The 18,141-nt window shown below is 68.0% G+C and carries 25 protein-coding genes; 11 read left to right on the top strand and 14 right to left on the bottom strand.

What is annotated here, in order from left to right; all coding sequences use genetic code 11:
• Positions 1-93: 93 nt before the first annotated feature.
• Positions 94-714, bottom strand: coding sequence for a TetR/AcrR family transcriptional regulator (locus E1294_RS04960; protein WP_220447558.1), 621 nt, complete (start codon positions 712-714; stop codon positions 94-96).
• An 89-nt stretch (positions 715-803) separates the two neighbouring features.
• Between E1294_RS04960 and E1294_RS04955 the strand changes: the two genes are divergently transcribed.
• Positions 804-1,508, top strand: coding sequence for an NAD(P)-dependent oxidoreductase (locus E1294_RS04955; protein WP_132504903.1), 705 nt, complete (start codon positions 804-806; stop codon positions 1,506-1,508).
• 1,364 nt (positions 1,509-2,872) lie between these two features.
• Here the strand turns inward: E1294_RS04955 and E1294_RS04950 are convergent.
• Positions 2,873-3,106: a hypothetical protein gene (locus E1294_RS04950; RefSeq protein ID WP_132504901.1), complete on the bottom strand. Its 234-nt coding sequence runs from the start codon at positions 3,104-3,106 to the stop codon at positions 2,873-2,875.
• Positions 3,099-3,227, bottom strand: coding sequence for a hypothetical protein (locus E1294_RS57035; RefSeq protein WP_281284367.1), 129 nt, complete (start codon positions 3,225-3,227; stop codon positions 3,099-3,101). Before E1294_RS57035 ends, E1294_RS04950 begins: the two co-directional genes overlap by 8 nt.
• 4 nt (positions 3,228-3,231) lie before the next feature.
• Between E1294_RS57035 and E1294_RS04945 the strand changes: the two genes are divergently transcribed.
• Positions 3,232-3,660 carry an SDR family NAD(P)-dependent oxidoreductase gene (locus E1294_RS04945; protein WP_220447557.1) on the top strand — a complete coding sequence of 143 codons (429 nt, stop codon included), beginning with the start codon at positions 3,232-3,234 and terminating at the stop codon, positions 3,658-3,660.
• Positions 3,661-3,955: 295 nt separating this feature from the next.
• On the opposite strand, the gene E1294_RS04935 is transcribed toward E1294_RS04945, so the two are convergent.
• Complete coding sequence (locus E1294_RS04935) at positions 3,956-4,459, bottom strand: DUF4158 domain-containing protein (protein WP_281284369.1); 504 nt, start codon at positions 4,457-4,459, stop codon at positions 3,956-3,958.
• 183 nt (positions 4,460-4,642) lie between these two features.
• Between E1294_RS04935 and E1294_RS04930 the strand changes: the two genes are divergently transcribed.
• Entirely contained in the window at positions 4,643-5,125 is a 483-nt protein-coding gene (locus E1294_RS04930) for a hypothetical protein (RefSeq protein WP_132504897.1), read from the top strand.
• A 69-nt stretch (positions 5,126-5,194) separates the two neighbouring features.
• Here the strand turns inward: E1294_RS04930 and E1294_RS04925 are convergent, their stop codons facing one another.
• The 3 genes from E1294_RS04925 to E1294_RS04915 all read right to left on the bottom strand — a co-directional run bounded on the left by E1294_RS04925 (position 5,195) and on the right by E1294_RS04915 (position 7,603).
• Positions 5,195-5,461, bottom strand: a complete 267-nt coding sequence (locus tag E1294_RS04925) for a hypothetical protein (protein WP_132504895.1) — start codon at positions 5,459-5,461, stop codon at positions 5,195-5,197.
• Between the two features lie 182 nt (positions 5,462-5,643).
• On the bottom strand, positions 5,644-6,438 hold the full coding sequence (locus tag E1294_RS04920; RefSeq protein WP_132504893.1) for an SGNH/GDSL hydrolase family protein: 795 nt from the start codon (positions 6,436-6,438) through the stop codon (positions 5,644-5,646).
• A gap of 22 nt (positions 6,439-6,460) precedes the next feature.
• Positions 6,461-7,603 carry an acyl-CoA dehydrogenase family protein gene (locus E1294_RS04915; protein WP_132504891.1) on the bottom strand — a complete coding sequence of 381 codons (1,143 nt, stop codon included), beginning with the start codon at positions 7,601-7,603 and terminating at the stop codon, positions 6,461-6,463.
• A 163-nt stretch (positions 7,604-7,766) separates the two neighbouring features.
• On the opposite strand from E1294_RS04915, the gene E1294_RS04910 reads away from it, so the two are divergent.
• From E1294_RS04910 to E1294_RS04900, 3 genes are all read left to right on the top strand, one after another.
• The gene (locus E1294_RS04910; RefSeq protein ID WP_165977090.1) at positions 7,767-8,345 is read left to right on the top strand and encodes a TetR/AcrR family transcriptional regulator; all 579 of its coding nucleotides are present in this window, start codon (positions 7,767-7,769) and stop codon (positions 8,343-8,345) included.
• 472 nt (positions 8,346-8,817) lie between these two features.
• Positions 8,818-9,114, top strand: coding sequence for a hypothetical protein (locus tag E1294_RS04905; RefSeq protein ID WP_132504887.1), 297 nt, complete (start codon positions 8,818-8,820; stop codon positions 9,112-9,114).
• A 58-nt stretch (positions 9,115-9,172) separates the two neighbouring features.
• Positions 9,173-9,616, top strand: a complete 444-nt coding sequence (locus tag E1294_RS04900; protein ID WP_132504885.1) for a YbaB/EbfC family nucleoid-associated protein — start codon at positions 9,173-9,175, stop codon at positions 9,614-9,616.
• A 232-nt stretch (positions 9,617-9,848) separates the two neighbouring features.
• Here E1294_RS04900 and E1294_RS04895 read toward each other — a convergent pair whose 3' ends face one another.
• Positions 9,849-11,111 (bottom strand): hypothetical protein, encoded by a 1,263-nt coding sequence (locus E1294_RS04895; protein WP_132504883.1) that lies wholly within the window; start codon positions 11,109-11,111, stop codon positions 9,849-9,851.
• 143 nt (positions 11,112-11,254) lie between these two features.
• Here E1294_RS04895 and E1294_RS52430 point away from each other — a divergent pair, with 143 nt between their 5' ends.
• The gene (locus E1294_RS52430; protein WP_165977089.1) at positions 11,255-11,431 is read left to right on the top strand and encodes a hypothetical protein; all 177 of its coding nucleotides are present in this window, start codon (positions 11,255-11,257) and stop codon (positions 11,429-11,431) included.
• An 84-nt stretch (positions 11,432-11,515) separates the two neighbouring features.
• Here E1294_RS52430 and E1294_RS57030 read toward each other — a convergent pair whose 3' ends face one another.
• Both E1294_RS57030 and E1294_RS04890 read right to left on the bottom strand, forming a co-directional pair.
• Positions 11,516-11,650 (bottom strand): hypothetical protein, encoded by a 135-nt coding sequence (locus E1294_RS57030; RefSeq protein ID WP_281284366.1) that lies wholly within the window; start codon positions 11,648-11,650, stop codon positions 11,516-11,518.
• Complete coding sequence (locus E1294_RS04890; RefSeq protein ID WP_220447556.1) at positions 11,641-12,165, bottom strand: TetR/AcrR family transcriptional regulator; 525 nt, start codon at positions 12,163-12,165, stop codon at positions 11,641-11,643. Before E1294_RS04890 ends, E1294_RS57030 begins: the two co-directional genes overlap by 10 nt.
• Here E1294_RS04890 and E1294_RS04885 point away from each other — a divergent pair.
• A complete protein-coding gene (locus tag E1294_RS04885; RefSeq protein WP_220447555.1) occupies positions 12,059-12,808 on the top strand; it encodes an alcohol dehydrogenase catalytic domain-containing protein in 750 nt (249 codons plus the stop codon). The genes E1294_RS04890 and E1294_RS04885 overlap by 107 nt on opposite strands.
• Before the next feature lie 68 nt (positions 12,809-12,876).
• Here the strand turns inward: E1294_RS04885 and E1294_RS04880 are convergent, their stop codons facing one another.
• Together E1294_RS04880 and E1294_RS04875 are read right to left on the bottom strand one after the other, a co-directional pair.
• A complete protein-coding gene (locus tag E1294_RS04880) occupies positions 12,877-13,665 on the bottom strand; it encodes a hypothetical protein (RefSeq protein ID WP_132504879.1) in 789 nt (262 codons plus the stop codon).
• Positions 13,666-13,762: 97 nt separating this feature from the next.
• Positions 13,763-14,158, bottom strand: a complete 396-nt coding sequence (locus tag E1294_RS04875; protein WP_132504877.1) for a RidA family protein — start codon at positions 14,156-14,158, stop codon at positions 13,763-13,765.
• A gap of 122 nt (positions 14,159-14,280) precedes the next feature.
• Here E1294_RS04875 and E1294_RS04870 point away from each other — a divergent pair, with 122 nt between their 5' ends.
• Positions 14,281-15,255 (top strand): helix-turn-helix transcriptional regulator, encoded by a 975-nt coding sequence (locus E1294_RS04870; protein ID WP_132504875.1) that lies wholly within the window; start codon positions 14,281-14,283, stop codon positions 15,253-15,255.
• A 48-nt stretch (positions 15,256-15,303) separates the two neighbouring features.
• Here E1294_RS04870 and E1294_RS04865 read toward each other — a convergent pair whose 3' ends face one another.
• Positions 15,304-16,041, bottom strand: coding sequence for an SDR family oxidoreductase (locus E1294_RS04865; RefSeq protein ID WP_132504873.1), 738 nt, complete (start codon positions 16,039-16,041; stop codon positions 15,304-15,306).
• A 145-nt stretch (positions 16,042-16,186) separates the two neighbouring features.
• On the opposite strand from E1294_RS04865, the gene E1294_RS04860 reads away from it, so the two are divergent.
• Positions 16,187-16,759, top strand: coding sequence for a TetR/AcrR family transcriptional regulator (locus E1294_RS04860; RefSeq protein ID WP_132504871.1), 573 nt, complete (start codon positions 16,187-16,189; stop codon positions 16,757-16,759).
• An 84-nt stretch (positions 16,760-16,843) separates the two neighbouring features.
• Here E1294_RS04860 and E1294_RS04855 read toward each other — a convergent pair whose 3' ends face one another.
• Positions 16,844-17,686 (bottom strand): SDR family NAD(P)-dependent oxidoreductase, encoded by an 843-nt coding sequence (locus E1294_RS04855; protein WP_132504869.1) that lies wholly within the window; start codon positions 17,684-17,686, stop codon positions 16,844-16,846.
• Positions 17,687-17,996: 310 nt separating this feature from the next.
• On the opposite strand from E1294_RS04855, the gene E1294_RS54065 reads away from it, so the two are divergent.
• Complete coding sequence (locus tag E1294_RS54065) at positions 17,997-18,140, top strand: hypothetical protein (RefSeq protein ID WP_181958454.1); 144 nt, start codon at positions 17,997-17,999, stop codon at positions 18,138-18,140.
• Position 18,141 lies beyond the last annotated feature (1 nt).

Raw genomic sequence — 18,141 nt, 5'->3', positions numbered from 1 at the left:
AGGGGCGACTGGTGTGGCTTCCACCCAGCGATGAACGCCGTTCGGCCGCTGGACGGTGAACCGTCGGATGGCCGGCGCCCGGGAGCTCTCAGCTCAGCAGTTCGCGGGCCAGCAGTTCGCGCCTCCATCGCTCGACGCGATCGGGCGGCCACCCGCGCTCGTCGGTGAGGGTGATGTAGACGTCGATGACGCAGATGCCCGCGTAGATGTCGGCAGCGGTCTGCACGTCCAGCCCGCCGCACAGCACCCCTCCGGCCAGGAGGAGAAGACCTGCAGACGCGTCTCGTCGGCGCGACGGCGACCGTCGCGGTAGACGGTGCCCTGGTCCGGCTCCGTGCGTCCGGCCTCCCGCAGAAGCACGATGATGCCGCCCGCGCGCTCGTACAGCCGGCGGTCGAAACCGGCCATTGCCCGTAGTTGCCGCGCCGGATCCGCGATGGGGTCCTCCAACTCGGCCAGCATCTGCGGCACGTCGCCGCTCAAGTCGGCGGCGTCGGCCAAAGCTCGGGCCAGTCCGAGCTTGTTGCCGTAGATCGAGCAAATCGTCGGTACGGACACGCCGGCCTCGCGCGCAACGTCTCGCACCGTCGTCTCCGTCCAGCCCTGAGCAAGAAAGAGCTTGCGGGCCGCGCGGGCGATCTCAACGCGGGTCTCCAGCGCTTGTGCGGTGCGGCGCAGCCCATCGTAGCGCCGCTGCCCCCGTTCCTCCGCCATGACCCGCCTATACTTTACGTTGCCTATAATCAATATGGATGACGTAAGGCCACTGAGCCATCGACGTTAAGTTAATGGAAGGCACGTACGTGAAACTCGTGATCTTCGGCGCCAACGGCCCCACAGGACGGCTCACCACCACCCAAGCCCTCGCCGAGGGCCACATGGTCACCGCGGTCACCCGGCATCCCGAGGACTTTCCCTTCAGCGATCCCGCGCTGACCGTCATCAAGGCGGACGCTCTCGATCCCGAAGCGGTCGATCGGGCAGTAGCCGGCCACGACGCGGTGATCTCGACGCTCGGCGTCCCCTACGGCTCCCCCGCCGCCACCACGTTCTCCGAGTCCGCCACCCACATCACCGAGGCCATGACCGCACACGGCATCCGGCGCCTGGTCTGTGTCACCTCCACCGGCGTGCCGATGAAACCCCCACCCGGCGAGACCCTCATCTATCGCAAAGTGATCGTGCCGATGCTCCTCAAGATGGGGCGCCCACTCTACGAGGACGCCGCCCGCATGGAGCAGATCGTGGCCCACACCGACCTCGACTGGACCATCATCCGCCCATCGGGACTGTTCGACGCCAGCGCGGTCACCGACTACACCGTCGGCCCGCCGCAGATGGTCGGCCGGTTCACCTCACGCCGCGACCTCGCCGACGCACTCATCCGCGAGGCCGTCGACGATCGCAACCCCCGCTCCATCGTCGAGGTCATCACCACCGACGGGACGCCAAGCGTGTACCGCGTGTTCCTGAAGGAAGCGCTCCGCATCGGCAACGGCAGCGCATGAGGACGCACGAGAACGCCGGTCATCATGCGCTGTGACAGCACCCGCCTTCTTCATGTCGCTGCCGCGCTCGCCTAGACCACCGGGAGGAGGACTGATATCGCCGGGCGGGATCAGAAGCCGTCGTTGAAGCCGTAGGTGCGCACACCGGGTCTCGGCACCGGCCCGGTGGCTCCCTACCTCCACGGTTCGTCCAGCAAGTCTTGATCACATGTCCGGCAGTCTCCGCCATGCGCAGCGGTCCATCGAACAGCAGAGAGACACCTTTCCCTATCGCCACGCCCGAGCTCGGGATCCACGGTGCGATCGAGTTCACCAACCGACTGCTGTCCGTCATCGTGTGCGTCACCGTCAGTTGGTTCATCATCGTTTCCCGGCTGCAACGCCGCCCTGTGCCCGCGCTGACCCGATAGGGGTGGACACAGTTCTGGATCGTCATTCTGAATGCGGTCATCGGCGGGCTCACCGTGTGGGCGCAGCTGAGCCCCTACCTCGTCGCCGCCAATTTCCTGGCCGCCGTGCTCCTGACGGCCACCACCGTCGTCTGGCACCAGGGATGCTTGACCGCCCCGTCCGGCCCCTTTCCGCGCCTGTGGGCCGCCTTCCGGTGGCCTTGCTCGCGGCCGTGGCGCTGCTGGTCGTGGCCGGCACACTCGTCACCGGCACCGGCACCGGCACCGGCACCGGCCCGCACGCGGGAGACTCCTCCGACGTGCCGCGCATGCCGTTGAACTGGACCGTGATGGCCTGGCTGCACGCGGCCGTCGCCACGCTCGCCCTCGCCCTCGCCCTGTGGGCCAGGACCCGGAGCGAGCCGCGCTCGACCGCGCACTGGCGCATCACACTGTTCCTCACCGCGTTTCCTCGCTCAGGGACTCATCGGCCTGACGCAGATCGCGACCGGCCTCGCCGAGGCCGTCACCGTCGCACACCTGCTGGGCTCGGCCCTCGTGTGGGGGGTGCGGTGCGTGTCCTCCTCGACACCCGGCTTTCGGCAGCCGCAAGGCCGGCACACACGCGGCTCACACACGCGAGCCCATAAACGTCATAGACCGCAGAGCGGGACTGTACGAAGAAGCGCATGGGCCGCGAGGCGGGCCGTTCTCGAAGCGGCTGGACGAGGTTGACGAGATAATCCCGGCTGCCACCACCTTTACGATCGCGGGCATGCCCGAGACCGATTGGTCATCTACACGCCGGCAGGAGGAGTCATGGCAACGGCTGTGACCACCTGTACATGCCTCCCGGCCTCCGGATTGAGACGGACGGGGCGCCGACCGGCACAGCCCTCACGTCCGACCTCGTCGTCGCACTCCAGACCCCCGATGATCACACCTGGAACGACCTGTCCTAGCCTCGCGGCGGCGTCACCACGGTACGTACTTGGGCGTCGGCCAGCGCTTGGGGCTGCGCGGCGAGCGGGGGGACCTGCATGGCGGGTCGCCGTGGCGCAGCAACCCTTCGGGGGTCTGCGCGGTGCTCCAGGAGAGCAGCGCCGACAGGTGCGCGAGGTGGTAGTTGACGGTCGAGGTGTCATCGGGGCGGGCATGCGACTGGCCGATAATGTGGGCAGACGGCTGGTGGACTTTGTCCTCACCCAACCCCGTTGTCCAGCAGCTTCACGAACTGATCGGCCGTGACCTGAGCCCGGTCGGCGATCTCCTTGTCGTCTGGCTCCCGGACGCCGTGCAACGCGTCCTCGAACAGGTCCCTGCCGAGCATCGCGATGAGGTTCTACAACCAGTCCAAGCTCGCCAACGCCGCCTTCGGCTGGGAGCTCCACCGGCGGCTCACCGCGGCCGGCAGCGCGGTGCGCAGCGTGCTGGCCCACCCGGGTTACACCTCCACCAACCTCCAGACCAGCGCGCCGGTCGGCATGGTGAAGATTCTGTTCGGCCGCATTCTCGCGCCTCTCGCCCAGTCCCCCGCCCATGGGGCGCTTCCCCAGATGTACGCGGCCACCGCCCCAGACGTCGAGAGCGGGCACTTCATCGGCCCCGGCGGCGTGGCCGAACTGCGCGGCGCGCCCAAGCGGGTCCAGCTAGCGTCCGCTGCCACCGATCCCCAGGTCGGCGGCCGGTTGTGGGAACTGTCGGAGCACCTGACCGACGTACGATTCGTGATCCCCTCTGAAGGTCGGATGCGGGGCCGGTAGGTGCGGGTTCGTGGAGTCATGACCTGGGGCGGAACGGCGTCCCTCATCGATCACGCGGATCTCCAGGGCCTCGATCCCGGAGTTCGGCGCTACCGTCACCCGAGTGGGGCCGACGTGGCGGACCACGTTGGTGATCGATTCCTGAACGATTCGGTAGGCGGCACTTTCCACCGCGCTGGGCAACGGGGCTGCGGGCGAGGTTTCCTCGAGCTTGAGGTCGAGTCCCGCCTCGCGTGCCTTGGCGGCCAGTTCGTCGATCTGCCCCAGCCCGGGGTACGGGCCCCGCCTGTCGTCATCACCGTCGTCGCGGAGTACCCCGAGGATGGCCCGCAGTGACCTTGCCCGCAGCCACCTCCTGCAGCCACACCGCGCTGTCACCCAGGCCATCGACCCAGGCCAGGTGCTTGGCCAGGTTCTTGAAATGCGACCAGCTGGCCAGCTCGGCGCTCTGTTTGAGCCGGTTGAACAGCGTCTTGCCGTCCGGGCCACGCTCAGTCAGCAGCTTCAGCAGCCGCTCGCGGTGCGCCTCGCTCAGCCACTCGTAGATTCCCCCGCAGATGACCGTGTTCACCTCGGCGCGCAGCGCCGAGGCCATCGCGTCCAGCGTCGAGAACGCGGGCAGCTCCAGCCCAGTCTCCACCAGCTTTTCCAACGCGGTGTTGATCAGGTCGGCAGGGTCGTTCTTCGCGGCGGCCTCGGTCCGGATCACCTCGTCGGCGACCTTGCGGGCCTGCGCCTGATCGTAGGTGAGCCCGACGCGCTGGCGGATCAAGGCTCGATGCTGGGGTCTTGGGACTATCCAGCCGGAATTGAACGGTAAGCCTCCCGCCGCAGGTCGGGCAGGTTGCGAACGGGCGTGGGTGGATGAGGCCGCCCACGATGCGATACGCCTGTCCTATCTGTAGGTGATCAGCCTGGAAACGACCGCTACGATCGGGAGAGGATCACGAGCTGTCACGCGGGCGTGGCACGAGGAGACTTGTTGAGCGACAGCGCGGCCGCCGATGCTGAGGACAAGGCCGGTGAGGTGGCTGCGCTGCCTCCGTTCGAGCCAGTGCGGGTGGTGCCAACTCGGCCCGATGGCTGGCCTGACTGGCTCGGTCGCAGGCCGATCAGATCGGCCGACCGGGACAGGATCCTGAAGGATCTGAGTGCCGATCAGGAAGAGCTGGACGCTGTCCAGCGACGGGACGGCCTGCGTCTGGCGCCGCTGTTCTCGTCCGTGACGATCGAAGGGTTCGGCGGGCAGGGTGATCCACGGAGAGTGGTCCGGCTGCGAGCCGCTATCAATGCGGCGTGCAGGGTCGCGGCGGGCGATCGGCGGACCAGTTATCACGCGAGCGATGAGCGGATCACGATCGGGATCGCGGGGCCGGACGCGCGTGAGCGGATCGCGGTGCTACGCCGGCAGCTCGCCAAGATCGGCGGTAGCCGCAGTTGGACGATCACCGAAGACCTGAATTGACCCAGCTTTCACGGTGAGTGGGTGAGGGGCTGGCTGAGTTCGAGACCCCGTCTCGCGGCCCTGCCGATGTCAGCCAGATGCCACAACCCCATCCGCCGACTCTGCCGTCACCAGCCGCACCGTGATCGCGGTTCCGTACACGCGTGCGGCCTCGAACAGGGTGTTGAGGACGTTGCTGAGGGTCTCGGCGTGTGAGCCGCTCAGCCGGATGCGCCAGAGCGTGGTGTCCGGATCCCAGGCCATCACGGGTCTGACCATCGCCACTTGACGGTCGAACTGCTCGGAGTTCAATTCGCCGTTGGAACGAGCCGTCACGATCACGTCGAAGGTGTCCATGAGGCCGTTGTACGCCACCGGACCGACACGATGGCGCCTGATGGCCGTGTTGTGCAGACCAAGTACGAGAGAAGGGGACAGTCATGTCGCGCACCAGGGCCGATCACGCAGACCCCGCCCAGCGTGGCGCACGGCCACGATGGGTGTGCTCCCTCCTAGATCCACTTACATAGCCACTGGGCTCATGACGTGGGCGGGATAGCTCGAAGGAGTGCCTCGGCCCAGCTCGTGTAGCCCATCTGGCTGGGATGGAAGCGGTCAGGGGAGAACTTGTCGTTCCATGGCGGGATGAAAAGGGTGGAGACCTCGGCGATGGGCAGTCCTCGTTGGCGTGCGGCTGCGTGGATCACGTGGTTCGTCTGTCTGACATAGGTGGTGCTGAGCCGGCCGACGATTCCCCAGAAGCCGGTGGGAAGGGGCAGGTCGAGGATGATGGTGCCGTCGGGGACGGCGTGGATGAGGGCGCGCAGATCGGCGCGGAGCCGGGGTGGCGGGGCGTGCAGGATGTCGTTGGCGCCGATGCCGCAGGTGATGAGCTGCGGGGTGGCGGGCAGCTCGGCGAGCCGGGGAAGCTGTTGGTTGAGTACGTCGCGGGTGAGCGCGCCCGAGCGTGACAGATTGAGCACTCTCCAGCGGAGGCCGCTGCGGCGGTGGAGTTCGGTCAGGGTCTGGCCGACGTAGCCGTGCCACGGGTCTGGGGGGCCGAGTCCCTGGGCGGTGGAGTCGCCGAGCACGACCCACAGCGGCCCGCTGCCGGTCAGGGCTTGGGCGTTGTGGCGGCGCCAATGTGCGGCGAATGTTCTGCGCTGCGTGTGGATCTCGGTGACACCCCGGCACCAGCTCTCGAGTCGGCTGTCTGGGGCGGCGAGACCTGTCTGGGCGAATCGGGCGGCGGCAGTGGCCAGGAGTTCGATCGCCGTGCGGTGCTTGCCGCAAGTGGTCGCGGTTCGCCGTGCCTGGCGGTGGGATGGGGGCATCGGTCGGGTCCTCACAGACAGGTCAGGCGGTCACCGTGCGGCCGATGATCTCTTTCATGATCTCGTTGGTGCCGGCGTAGATGGACTGCACGCGGGCGTCGACGAAGGCCCTGGCGATGGGATGTTCGCGCATGTAGCCGTATCCGCCATGGAGTTGCAGGCAGCGGTCGACGACCCGGTTGAGCAGGTCGGTGGTCCACCATTTGGCCATGGCCGCTTCGGTGACGCCGAACTCGCGCGTCAAATGCGCGGTGATGCAGCGGTCGACGAACACGCGAGCGATCTCCACCTCGGTGTGCATCTCGGCGAGCGTGAATCGGGAATGCTGGAACGTGCCGATCGGTCGTCCGAACGCGGTGCGTTCCCGGCAGTACCCAGTGGTCCGCTCCAGGACGGCCTCGGCGAGCGCAACGGAGCCGACGGCCACCACCAGGCGCTCTTGGGGCAGGCTGTTCACCATGTAGGCGAACCCTTGCCCCTCCTGTCCCACCAGGTTCGTCGCGGGGATGCGTAGCTGGTCGAAGAACAGCTCGGCCGTGTCTTGGGCGTGCATGCCGATCTTGTCGAGGTTGCGGCCCCGGGTGAAGCCCTTCATGCCGCGCTCGACCACGAACAGGCTCAGCCCGTCGTGGCGCTCGTCGGGGTCGGTGCGGGCCGCGACCAGTACCAGATCGGCGTTGATGCCGTTGGTGATGAAGGTCTTCTGCCCGCTGAGCACGTAGTGGTCGCCGTCGCGCAGTGCGGTGGTGCGAATGCCGGCGAGGTCCGAGCCCGCGCCGGGCTCGGTCATGGCGAGGGCGCCGATCGCCTTGCCGGCGGCCATCGCGGGCAGCCAGCGGCGCTTCTGCTGCTCGGTGCCGTAGGCGAGCAGGTAGGGCACGACGATGTCGGTGTGCATGGGGAACCCGACGCCGGACGCGCCGGCGCGGGCCAGTTCCTCGCTCACCACGGCGAGGAAGCGATAGTCGTCGCTGCCACCGCCGCCGTAGGCCTCGGGCACGTTCATGCACAGATACCCGTGTGCCCCTGCCGTCTCCCATACGTCACGGGGCACGATCTTCGCTTGCTCCCACGCGTCGTGGCGGGGCCCGATCTCCTTGTTCACGAATTCGCGGAAGGCCGATCGGAACGCTTCGTGATCGGCTTCCATGACCGTACGGCGCATGCTCGCTCTCCTGGCTCTTCAACCGTCCTATGCTTACGTTCGAGGCTTAAACGTAAACGGCTGCGCGGACCGCCGTCAATGGCTGCGCTTACATAAGGACAGGATTTGTAAGCGCTGAGCAGGTACGATGACCGCACACCTGATTCTGGAGTCGAGACATCAGATGACTGACGAAGAGATCCAGCAGCGTATCCTGGACGCGGCCGAAGAGTGCCTGCTGCAGGCTGGGCCGACGGCCCGGATCCACCACCTGATCGCCGAGCGGGCGGGGGTGTCCCGCCCGACCGTCTACAAACACATCGGCGACCAGAAGGCGGTCATCGAGGCACTGCTGCACCGCGAACTCGACCGGTTTCTCACCGCAGCACAGTCCGTGCTCGCCCGCCACGGCTCGCTACACGAGCGATTCATCGAGACGGTCGTGTACGCCGTCACCTACGCACGGGAACACGCGCTGCTGCAGAAGATCCTGCACGAAGAGCCACAGATCGCGCTCCCCTGGCTCACCACGAACGCCGACGCCGTGTTCGAGCGCGTCGTGGCGTTCATGAGCCCGCACATCAAACGCGGCGAACGCGACCACGTCAACGCGATCAATCCGAAGATCGTCGTGGAGTGGCAGGCCAGACTCGCGATCTCGCTGCTCATCACGCCCAGCGTCACTTCGCGATTGGACGACCCGCGCAAACTCCGCCGGTACGTTTCCGACCTTCTCGACATCGGACGTACGCCAGTCCGATGACCGCAGTCGTCGGCGCTGAGGGTGATCAGGGAGGAGTGATCGTCCAGGTGTTTCATAAGCGAGGGCTTATGAAACACCGGCCCGCCCCGCGGCGCGGGCCGCCAGCACGCTCGCCATCACCCGCTCGACGACGTCACGCGTGGGGCCGTGTGATCGCCCTGGTCAGCGACATGACTATCCCTTTCTCCCGTACTTGGTCTGCCCCCACCCTCCTCCCTCCTGCTCCCAGACGCCCAGGTCAGAAAACCATACGCCTCCGGGTGCGGAGGTCACACCGCCGCCGGAAGCGGCCGGTTGTTGGATAGTCCGGCTTGTCGATATTGATTTGTGACGATCACCCCGATGACGGGCCGTCGTGTGTTATGTAACTTCTGGGTTAACGGATCACTTCGGGGCTATTGCGCATTTGCTGGACTCAAGCGTTCGTCGACTTGCACCGGTGAGCGGCGGCACACCCTCAAGAGGGGGCGGTATGACTGGACAGGGTTTCAGCTACGAGCATCGCCAGCTGCACCTGTCCGGCGACGACTACGTGGTCGCCGCACGGGCGCTGGCGAGACCCCTGGATGATTTCCAGGAAAACGCCAAGGCGGAGGCCACGACCTTCGGCCTCCTTCCGAAGGACTCTGAGGAGACGGCCAACCAGTACGCCAGCTTCTACGGGGAGATGGTCCGCTACATGTCGACGCTCAAGGCGAATTTTGCCGGCGCCGGCAGGACGTTGCAGACCGCCGAACGCAACTACGAGACCGCCGAACTCGGCGGCTGACCGGCGTGCCGGCGGTGCGCGGAGCGTTCTGGTCAGTGGATTGTGAAGCTGGTCGACGATGACACACGAGTTCAAATTCGAGGATTTGGACAACGCCACGTACGCCGTGGAGCGGGCGGCGCGCCGGGCTGAGGACGCCAAGGCGGAACTCGACGCGATCGTCGGCGAGGGGGAGAGCGTCGGCGGGCACGTGCGCGTCACCACCGACGTGTCCGGGCGCGTGCTGAGCATCCGTCTCAACCCCCGCGTCATGAAGCGGGGCAGCGGTGATCTGGCTGATGAGCTGATGGTGGCCATACGGCGGGCGCAGGACGACAGCGACGCGCAACGGGAGCGGCTCATGTCCGGCGTGCTCGACGCGGCAGATCCGTCGCTTGACGCCTTCGCCGGGCGCTCGCGACGGGGGTTCGACGGGATCGTCGACGCCCACAGCCGCGCCATGGAGGAGAGCGAGGCCAGGCTGAACGAGGTCATCCGGCGTATCGAGGACGATCTCGCGTAGGCGCAGGGCCGGCTGCCGGCCACCGGTTTCCCGTGGTCGGCGGCCTCCGGCGTCCTGGCCGCACTTGCCTCAGGTGTCGGGTTGGGGATGGCCGACCGCCGTCCGGAGACGAGCGTGTCAGGGGTGTCGCCGATGAGATCACGGTTGGCGTCGCAGATGGTCCGCCACTTGCGGCGTCGCCATGCACGCGCGCCGCGATGCCCGACAGGGTCTCGGACGGCCGGACGGTGACCTACTCGCGAACCGATGGGGCCTGCACGCCGGGGTGTCCAGGGCTGCCGTACGTGGTGTCGTACATCGACGGTCGCATGGAGTAGTCCGGCATCGGGCGGCTGTCGAGCGGCACCATGGCGCGCAGCGCCGCCCCTGACGCGATGGAGCCGAACGATCCGAGGGCCAGCGTGAGCCCCGGATTGCTGCCACCGGGGATAATCTTGCGCAGCGTCGCGCCCGCGACGGTGTTGTAGACGCCACCGACCGAGGAGAAGATCGCCGCGTTCCGCAGCGCCTCGTTCAGCGGCTTGCCCTGGCTGAGGTCGATCAGGAACTGCGGGCTCGCGGTCGCGACGACACCCATGCCCGCGTCCATGATCATGCTGTTCTTGGGGCTCTTGCCGATCCAGTTGGTGACCGCGCCGAGCCGGGTGGCCGCCGACAGCCCCGCCACCATCTGCCCTGACTTGGCGAGCGCGACGTACGAGCCGCCCCATTGGGTCACGAAACCCTGGCCGTTGGTCAGATTGCCGAAGCCGTTCGCCACCCAGCCTCCGGCCATGGACAAGGCGCCCATGCCCCAGTAGTTCGCCATCGAGGACCACGCGGGGCGGAAGAAGGAGCCGGCGAGCGTCGTCTTCGGCGACGGAGCGAGGCCCTTCGGGAGCACCCCGCGGATGATCGGGCTCCGGGCCATCGCGGTCATGGTGTTCCCGAAACGCGAGAGCCCGCGCATCAGGCGCAGTCGCTCCATGACCCGGCCGATCTTGCCGAGCGCGCTGCCGACGCCGCGGAGCGCGAGCAGGTGCCTGCTGACGACCGCGCTGGTGGCCACGGCCGCGCTTCCCGACGCGCGCGCGACCATCGCCCAACGCGCCCAGAGGCCCAGCGCGCCCATGCCGGCGGCGATGGCGGCGGAGATCTTGATGTTCGTCCACAACATCTGGCGAATGTCGATCATGGCTTGCCTGGACGCGGCGGACGCCTTGGCCGCCTCGCGGAGTACGAGCGATCCGTTCTTGAGGTTCGCGACCGCTCCGGCGAGCTCCTGGCGGTTCAGATGCCGGTACTCCATATCCTTGACGTGATCGGCAGCCGCACCGGTCCAGCGGTGGCCGTCAGCCTTGGGGGGCAGGCGGTCGTGCACCTTCTGCAGGTCTGCCTTGGTCCTGTCCAGCGCCTCGGCCATCGTTTCGAGTCGGCGGATGTCCCTGTCGTCGCCTACCGACTGCCAGGCCCTCGTCATGACCTGCAACAACTCGCTGATATCACTCAGAACCATGACGATCTCCTCAAAAGTCCGCCCGCACTATGATCATGCTTTAGTTGCCAAAGTTGCACAAGGAGCCTCTTTCACTTTCAGGCTTTACAGAGGCGGTTGTTCCTCTGGGGCTTCGTCCGTCCAGTACGCGATCAAGGCGGCCGGTGGATGGCTGCGTCGTGGTGTCGATCTACACCGGTGAGATCCGCGCCTACGACGTCGAGGAGCCCTACCGGCGCGACATCAAAGGCGTACGCAACCTGCTTCTTGACCTGCGACGCGTCACCGATCCCCAACTGCTCGGCATCGAGGGCGCCATAACGGTCGCGATCAACTCATAGTGATTGAGGCGTTACAAGTGAGGATGATTCAGTCATGAGTGTTTCTCGTCGGCCGGGTGGGCGCTGTTCCTGTTTGCGGCCGGCTCAGCGGACTGTCGGGGCCAGCGGCGCGACGGCTCCGCACAGCTCGGCGGCGGCTTGGGCGACGAGCTCGGAGAGGGTTGCTTCCGGGTCGGCCAGCCAGCGGGATGTGGCGCGCCGGGAGATCGCTATCGCCACGTCGATGATGAAGCGTGCCTCGCCGGGCTCGACGCCGCGGCGCTCGAGCGCCCGCGCCAGCGCGTCGGCGCGTCGGCGAGCTTGATCAGATCGCGCTCGGCCAGTGCCGGGCTGGCTGCGATGACCGTGACGCGGCGCAGCAGGAACTCGCGCGGGCGAAAGATCTCGTCGGCGGTCCCCAGCGTGGCGAGCAGCGCCTCGATCGGCGTGAGGCCCGGGTCTGCCGCCTCGACCTGGGCGACGAGGTGGGCCTGGAGCTCGTTGCCGGCGAAGAGGACTTCCCGCTTGTCGGGGAAGTAGCGGTAGAAGGAGCGCTCGGTCAGACCGGCTGCGCGCGCGATCTGCGCGACCGAGGTGCGCTCGAACCCCTGCGAAGCGGAGCCGGGGCCCGGCCGGATCCGGATCGCCGTGCGGGCGTGCGGCCTGACCCCTGCCGACTGGGCGGCGGTCGACGGCCTCTTCTCCGACCGGCTGCCGCCGCTGCCGCGCGGGCTCGGCCTCGAGGTCGTGGGCACCGTCGACGCACTCGGTGAGGGCGTCACCGGCGCCGAGGTCGGCGACCATGTGCTCGGCCCGGCGACCTTCGACGGCCCGACGGCCGGGGCCGCCGAGTATGCACTGATGGCGGTGTGGGCACGCATTCCTGAGGGCGTCACCGCCGAGCAGGCCGCCGCGCTGCCGATGGCGGCCGAGACGGCGTGGCGCCCGGTGATCGCCACCGCCGGGCCGACGCGGGCCGCCACCCTGGAAGAGATCGGCGCCCAGGTGACCGGCTACGGCGACGGCATGGCCGAACGCGTCGCCGCGCTGGCCGGAGACCGCGTCGACCGCGCCCTGGACACGGTCCCGACCGGTGGCCGGGTCGACCGCGCCGACCAGCCCAGCCCGGCCGGTGGCTCGCTGCCGACCCTGATCGAGCTGACCGGGGACCCCGACCGCGTTCTCACCGTCTCGGACTTCGCCGCCGCCGCCGAGCTGGGCGCCCGGATCACCCACATCGACATGCGCTACGACCTGATGGGCGAGTTCGCCCGGCTGGCCGGCGAAGGCGTCCTGGTCGTATCGGTCGCCCGCACCTACACGCTCGGCCAGATCCAGGAGGCGGCCGAGCTCAGCCAGTCCCGCCGGCCCGGCGGCAAGCTCATGCTCGTGCTGTGATCGCCTTGCCGGCCTGGCCAGAGTCCCGAGACCACGCAACGGATCTACGCGCTGCCCGGAGCGGTCAATCACCAGCTGAGCACCCGCAACGGCGCACTGTCCCCGGCGGCCTCGGCCTGCGTGCGCAACTCCGGCACGGCATCGCGCAGCACCTTGATCCCCAGCGGCACGAGCACCAGGCACAGGGCGGCGCCCGACAGGACGCCGTCGATCAGCTCGCTCCTCTTCAGCACACCGGTCCACAGCCAGCCCGAGAACAGGAACAACACCAGCCGCCCGGTGCCGAACGTGCCCGAGCGGAAGGCGGCCAGACCGAGGAGGATTGTCCCGATATAGAGACCGAAGGCCGCCGAAACGGGCACTCGCCAGGGCCCGTAGGAGATGTCCACGTACAGGTCCATGACGATCTCGGTCGTCCGCTCCAGCCCAAGAGTCCCGATGAGCTGCAGGGCCGTCTCGTCCACACCCGCCCAGTACAGGCGCGAGAACAGCCCCACGACCACCATCGCGCCGCCCAGGCGGGCCTGCCAGGGCGAGCGTGCGGCAGCCACCCGGGCCAGGACGACGATGGCCAGGCACAACACGATGGCGCCCGCCGTGTAACAGGCGTACCCGGCCGTGGCCAGCCCCGGGTTCAGGGCGTAAGCGGCCAGTTGCTCGGGCGCGGCGAACGGCTGCGTGGCGAAGTACGCCCGCTGCTGCGGTGTGAACGCGGCCGTGCTCTGCGCGAGGTGGCGCAGCGTCAGCCCGGCGAACCACAGGAGCGGCCCGAGCACCAGGGCGCCGCCTCCGATGAAACGCCCGGGAAACCAGGCGTTGTGGTGAACCGACACGGGAGTGATGGTGGTCAGTGACATGCCGGTACTCTGGCGTGCAGAGGAGGCCGCCACTACTGCCGTTCGGCAGGTGCGAATGTCTCCTTTAGTCGGGGATGCCGGAAGCGGCGAGGTCGCATCACGCGACGGCGATTCCCTCAAGCTCGACCATCAGGGTGGGGATCGCGAGCCGTGTCACGCCGAGCATCGTGCTGGTCGGCGCCACCCCGGCGGCCCCCAACCGCGACGCCAGCACGCCGTAGTGCTGGAAGAGCAGATCGACGTCGGTGGTGTAGACGTTGAGCCGGACGAGGTTCGCGAGGGACATGCCGGCCTCGCCGAGCACGGCCTCCAGGTTGTCGAGGCTCAGCGCCAGTTGCGCCGCCATGTCGCCGTCATGCTGGGGCTTGCCGTCGCCGCTCATCGCGGTCTGCCCGGCGCAGTAAAGCGTCCGGGTGTGCCCGGAGACGATCTCACCCTGGTTGTAGCCCATCTCCACCGACCACGCCCACGGGTTGACTGCCGTTCGCTCCATTGCCACAGCTCCATTCGTTTCATCGAGAGTAGGTACCGTTAGCCGCCATCTGTGACGTCGTGTGGATAAGCCTCCCGGCAAATCACGACATCCTTTGTCGTGTATTCCGATAGCTTCTCCGTATGCGCGCCGACCGGTTGGTCTCACTGGTGCTCCTGCTGCGGCGGCACGGTCGGCTGTCCGCGGCCGCGCTGGCCCGCGAACTGGAGGTGTCCACCCGCACCGTGCTGCGCGACATCGAGGCGCTGTCCGCGGCCGGCGTCCCGGTCTACGCCGAACGCGGCAGGCACGGCGGTTTCGCGTTGTTGCCCGGTTTCCGTACCGAGCTCACCGGACTGAACCACGATGAGGCCCTTGCCCTGCTGATCGCCGGATCGCGGCGCGGCGCGCAGGCATTCGGCCTCGGCTCGGCGCTCGCTTCGGCGATGCTCAAGGTGGTCGACGCGCTCCCCGAGAGCTATCGGGACACCGCGGCCGGCGCGGCCGAGCGATTGCTCATCGACCCGGAGACCGACCTCCTCTCGCGCCGGATGGTCGCCGAGGAGGTGCCTGACGCGATAGTGGCCGAGGTCCGGCGTGCGGTGCTCGCCGGACACAAGCTGCGCATCCACTACGCGGCCGTGGACCAGACCCCGAAGTGGCGTACGGTGGACCCGATCGGCCTGGTCACCGTACGCGACCGGGGCTACTTGCTGGCCACGAGGTCTGGCGCGGACCGCACCTACCGGCTGTCGCGGGTGCTGGCCGCCGAGGAACTCTCCGAACCGGCACAGCGACCGAACCGGGTCGATCTCGATCAGGTCTGGCGGCAACGCAGCACACAGTTCCGGACCGGCGGCGACCACGTCACCGTGCTGGCACGGGTGGACCCGGAGCGGCGGGAGGACCTGGTGAGCACCGCGCTGGCCGTCCGCACCGAGGAACCCGACGCGGACGGCCGGCTGCGGATGGAGGTGACCTTCCAAGATCCACGACACGCCGAATGGGCGCTGTGGCAGCTCGGCACCAACGCGGAGGCCGTGGCCCCACAGTGGTTGCGCACCTCCCTGCGCAACCGCGCCACCGCGATCGCCGCCCGTTACGCGGTCTCATCCTGAGCGTTGGCCGCGTTCCGGGCACCGCCCCTGGTGGTTGTGTGCTGGTCGTCAGGTTTGCACGGTCGGCCTGACGACGACCTCGCTGATGTCAACGCCAGATGGCTGCTCGATCGCGAACCCGATCGCGGACGCGATGGCGGAGGGCGGGATGGCGATCTCGTCGCGCTGCTGGACCAGCGCCGCCGCTGCCTCGGGGCTTGCCCCCTTGCCCACACCCTCGGTGTTGGTGAAGCCAGGTGAGACGAGAGTGACGCGCAGGTGCGGCCCCGACTCCTGCCGCAGCGCCTCGGTCAGTACTTTGACCGCTGTCTTGGTGGCCGCGTAGACGCCCTGCGGGGATTTCACGATGTAGGCCGCGGTGGAGGCGACGTTGACGAACTGGCCGGAGTGCTGCCGCCGGAAGACGGGCAGGGCCGCCCCGATGCCGTTCAGCAGTCCGTTGACGTGCGTTGCGACCATCGCGTCCCAATCGTCCTGGAGCAACTCGTCAAACGGAGACACCGCCATCGTGCCGGCGTTGGAGACCAGGACGTCGAGCCGGCCGAACTGATGGACCGCCGTGTCCGTGAGGAGCTTCAGGTCCTCCCGGCGCGTCACGTCGATGACGGCCCCGACGGCTGAGCCGCCCTGTGCAACGATCTGGTCCACCACCGCGTGCAACCGGTCCTTTCTTCGTGCGCCGAGCACGAGCCGGGCGCCTTTCCCTGCGAGGTGCGTCGCCGTCGCTGCTCCGATGCCGCTACTGGCACCCGTGATCGCTACGACCCTGCCTGCGATTCCTGTCATGATCAGTAGTCCTTTCCACGAGGAATAGGCGCAGGTCGATCTGTGACCTACAGTGGAAGTGGAGGCGCCACCACTTAATCGAGCTTAAGTGGGCGCGCCTCCGTTTAGCAACCGGAGAAGAGCGGAAGGGGGACGGCAGCCGCCGATGAGCAAAGACGCACAACGCCCGTTGCGAGCTGACGCGCGACGCAATCGGGAGAAGATCATCACGGCTGCGGTGAGCGTATTCGCCGAGGTGGGGCTGGACGCGCACCTGGAGCGCATCGCCAAGGAAGCGGGCGTGGGAACCGCGACCCTCTACCGCAACTTCCCCACTCGGGACGCTCTGATCGAGGCGGTCTACCGCAACGAGGTGGCTCAACTGTGCGATGCCGTGCCTGGCCTGCTCGCGGCACATCCACCCGGAGAAGCCCTGCGTGCTTGGACACGCCTCTTCCTGGACTACGTGACCGCCAAAGTCGGCATGGCCGACGCCCTGCGCGCCATCGTCGCCACGGGAGGAAACCCCTACGGTCACAGCCGGGACATGATTCAGGCCGCCATCGCCGTCTTGATGGACGCCTGCGCAGCCGCCGGGGAGATCCGCACCGACATCAGCCCGGCGGACATGGGTGCCGCCCTCGCAGGCATCGCCCTGACCTCGGCGAAGCCCGAACAACGCGAGCAGGCCGAACGCCTGCTCGATCTCACCCTGGACGGACTCAAGGTTCGTTCGTAAGGCCGCCTTCAACGCCGAGCGTCACGGCGGGCTCGGCCGGGCCGCCGCGAACCTTGGTGCCGCGGCCCGACCTGCCCGAAGGGGTCACCGATCCAGCGTGCCGTGAGCCTGCGCCGAAAGGTCCTGCCAGTCGGCCCAGGTCTTGAGCCGGTCGGCGTAGACCTGCTGGAGCATCGGGTAGAAGCCCTGCCCGAAGAGCACCCGCAGGGGCGGGGCGTCAGAGTCGACGATCTTGAGGAGTGCCTGGGCCGCGGCGGCAGGGTCGCCGGCGGGCTGCTTTCCCGCGAACCCCGCGAGCCGCCGGCGAAGGCCGTCGTAGATCGGGTTGGCCTCGGCCATGTGGCCGTTGTCGAGCGGGTCCGGGTTCTTGCCCGCCCTGGTGGCGAAGCCGCCGGGCTCGACCACGGTCACCTTGATGCCGAAGTCGGCGACCTCTTGGGCGAGAGTTTCGTTCAGCGCTTCCAGGGCCCACTTGGAGGCATGGTATGCGCCGCCGAGCGGCATCGCGATGAGCCCGGCCGCCGAGGACATCTGGATGATGTGCCCCGCGCCCTGCTGACGGAGGTAGGACAGCGCGGCCTGAATCACCCACACCGCGCCGAACAGGTTGGTCTCCAGCTGGTCGCGCAGCTGCTGCTCGGTCAGCTCTTCGATCGCGCCCACCTGGGCGTAGCCGGCGTTGTTCACGATGACGTCGAGACGGCCGAAGTGCTGGTCGGCCCGCTTCACGGCCTCGAAGACGGTGGCCTTGTCGGTCACGTCCAGTTCCAGCGGGAGCAGCGCCTCGCCGTAGGCGGCGGCCAGTTCGTCCAGGCTCACGGTGGTGCGGGCCGCCGCGGCCACCTTGTCGCCGCGGGACAGTGCGGCCTCGACGAAGTTGCGGCCGAGGCCGCGGGACGAACCGGTCACGAACCAGACCTTGCTCATGGTGTCTTTCCGATCTTCATGTGTGGCCGGTCGCGCGGCGGTCACCACGCAACCGGGCCGAGGTGGTGCCGCGCGGATCGTTCGCGCGGGACCCTGACGAACATGAGGCACCGGCGGCCCGATCCCTGTGACAGCGCGGTCATGTGATGTGCGCCACCTCACGCGGCGACGAGGACCGGATGCGTCACCGTCAAGGGACGGCAAGATCACCTGGAGCAGCGGGCGCGGGCCGGTGGCGCCTCGCTGGGCGGACGCCCATCCCGGGTGCATCGATGTGGCCATCTCACCCGACGCCGTCGACCCTGGCCGGGTGAACATCTTTGAGCATTTCGAGGCCAAGGAGGCGCTGGACGCCTGGCGGGCGGGTGCCCCCAGGCCCACCGCGTCCTTCAAGCTCAAGGACGTCCAGGTGTTCAAGCACGTGATAGCCGCCTCTGGGCCGCCTTTCGGCTAGC

This window comes from Nonomuraea diastatica, assembly GCF_004349015.1.
Lineage (GTDB): Bacteria > Actinomycetota > Actinomycetes > Streptosporangiales > Streptosporangiaceae > Nonomuraea > Nonomuraea diastatica.
Note: the sequence above shows the minus strand (reverse complement) of the source record. Positions and strands in the feature narration are given on the sequence as shown.

Bases quoted from the DNA above. Each gene is read 5' to 3' on its own strand.
- E1294_RS04960 (WP_220447558.1), bottom strand. From the start codon at position 714: ATGGCGGAGGAACGGGGGCAGCGGCGCTACGATGGGCTGCGCCGCACC.
- E1294_RS57035 (WP_281284367.1), bottom strand. From the start codon at position 3,227: ATGCTCGGCAGGGACCTGTTCGAGGACGCGTTGCACGGCGTCCGGGAG.
- E1294_RS04945 (WP_220447557.1), top strand. From the start codon at position 3,232: ATGAGGTTCTACAACCAGTCCAAGCTCGCCAACGCCGCCTTCGGCTGG.
- E1294_RS04925 (WP_132504895.1), bottom strand. From the start codon at position 5,461: ATGGACACCTTCGACGTGATCGTGACGGCTCGTTCCAACGGCGAATTG.
- E1294_RS04920 (WP_132504893.1), bottom strand. From the start codon at position 6,438: ATGCCCCCATCCCACCGCCAGGCACGGCGAACCGCGACCACTTGCGGC.
- E1294_RS04915 (WP_132504891.1), bottom strand. From the start codon at position 7,603: ATGCGCCGTACGGTCATGGAAGCCGATCACGAAGCGTTCCGATCGGCC.
- E1294_RS04910 (WP_165977090.1), top strand. From the start codon at position 7,767: ATGACTGACGAAGAGATCCAGCAGCGTATCCTGGACGCGGCCGAAGAG.
- E1294_RS04905 (WP_132504887.1), top strand. From the start codon at position 8,818: ATGACTGGACAGGGTTTCAGCTACGAGCATCGCCAGCTGCACCTGTCC.
- E1294_RS04900 (WP_132504885.1), top strand. From the start codon at position 9,173: ATGACACACGAGTTCAAATTCGAGGATTTGGACAACGCCACGTACGCC.
- E1294_RS04895 (WP_132504883.1), bottom strand. From the start codon at position 11,111: ATGGTTCTGAGTGATATCAGCGAGTTGTTGCAGGTCATGACGAGGGCC.
- E1294_RS04880 (WP_132504879.1), bottom strand. From the start codon at position 13,665: ATGTCACTGACCACCATCACTCCCGTGTCGGTTCACCACAACGCCTGG.
- E1294_RS04875 (WP_132504877.1), bottom strand. From the start codon at position 14,158: ATGGAGCGAACGGCAGTCAACCCGTGGGCGTGGTCGGTGGAGATGGGC.
- E1294_RS04870 (WP_132504875.1), top strand. From the start codon at position 14,281: ATGCGCGCCGACCGGTTGGTCTCACTGGTGCTCCTGCTGCGGCGGCAC.
- E1294_RS04865 (WP_132504873.1), bottom strand. From the start codon at position 16,041: ATGACAGGAATCGCAGGCAGGGTCGTAGCGATCACGGGTGCCAGTAGC.
- E1294_RS04860 (WP_132504871.1), top strand. From the start codon at position 16,187: ATGAGCAAAGACGCACAACGCCCGTTGCGAGCTGACGCGCGACGCAAT.
- E1294_RS04855 (WP_132504869.1), bottom strand. From the start codon at position 17,686: ATGAGCAAGGTCTGGTTCGTGACCGGTTCGTCCCGCGGCCTCGGCCGC.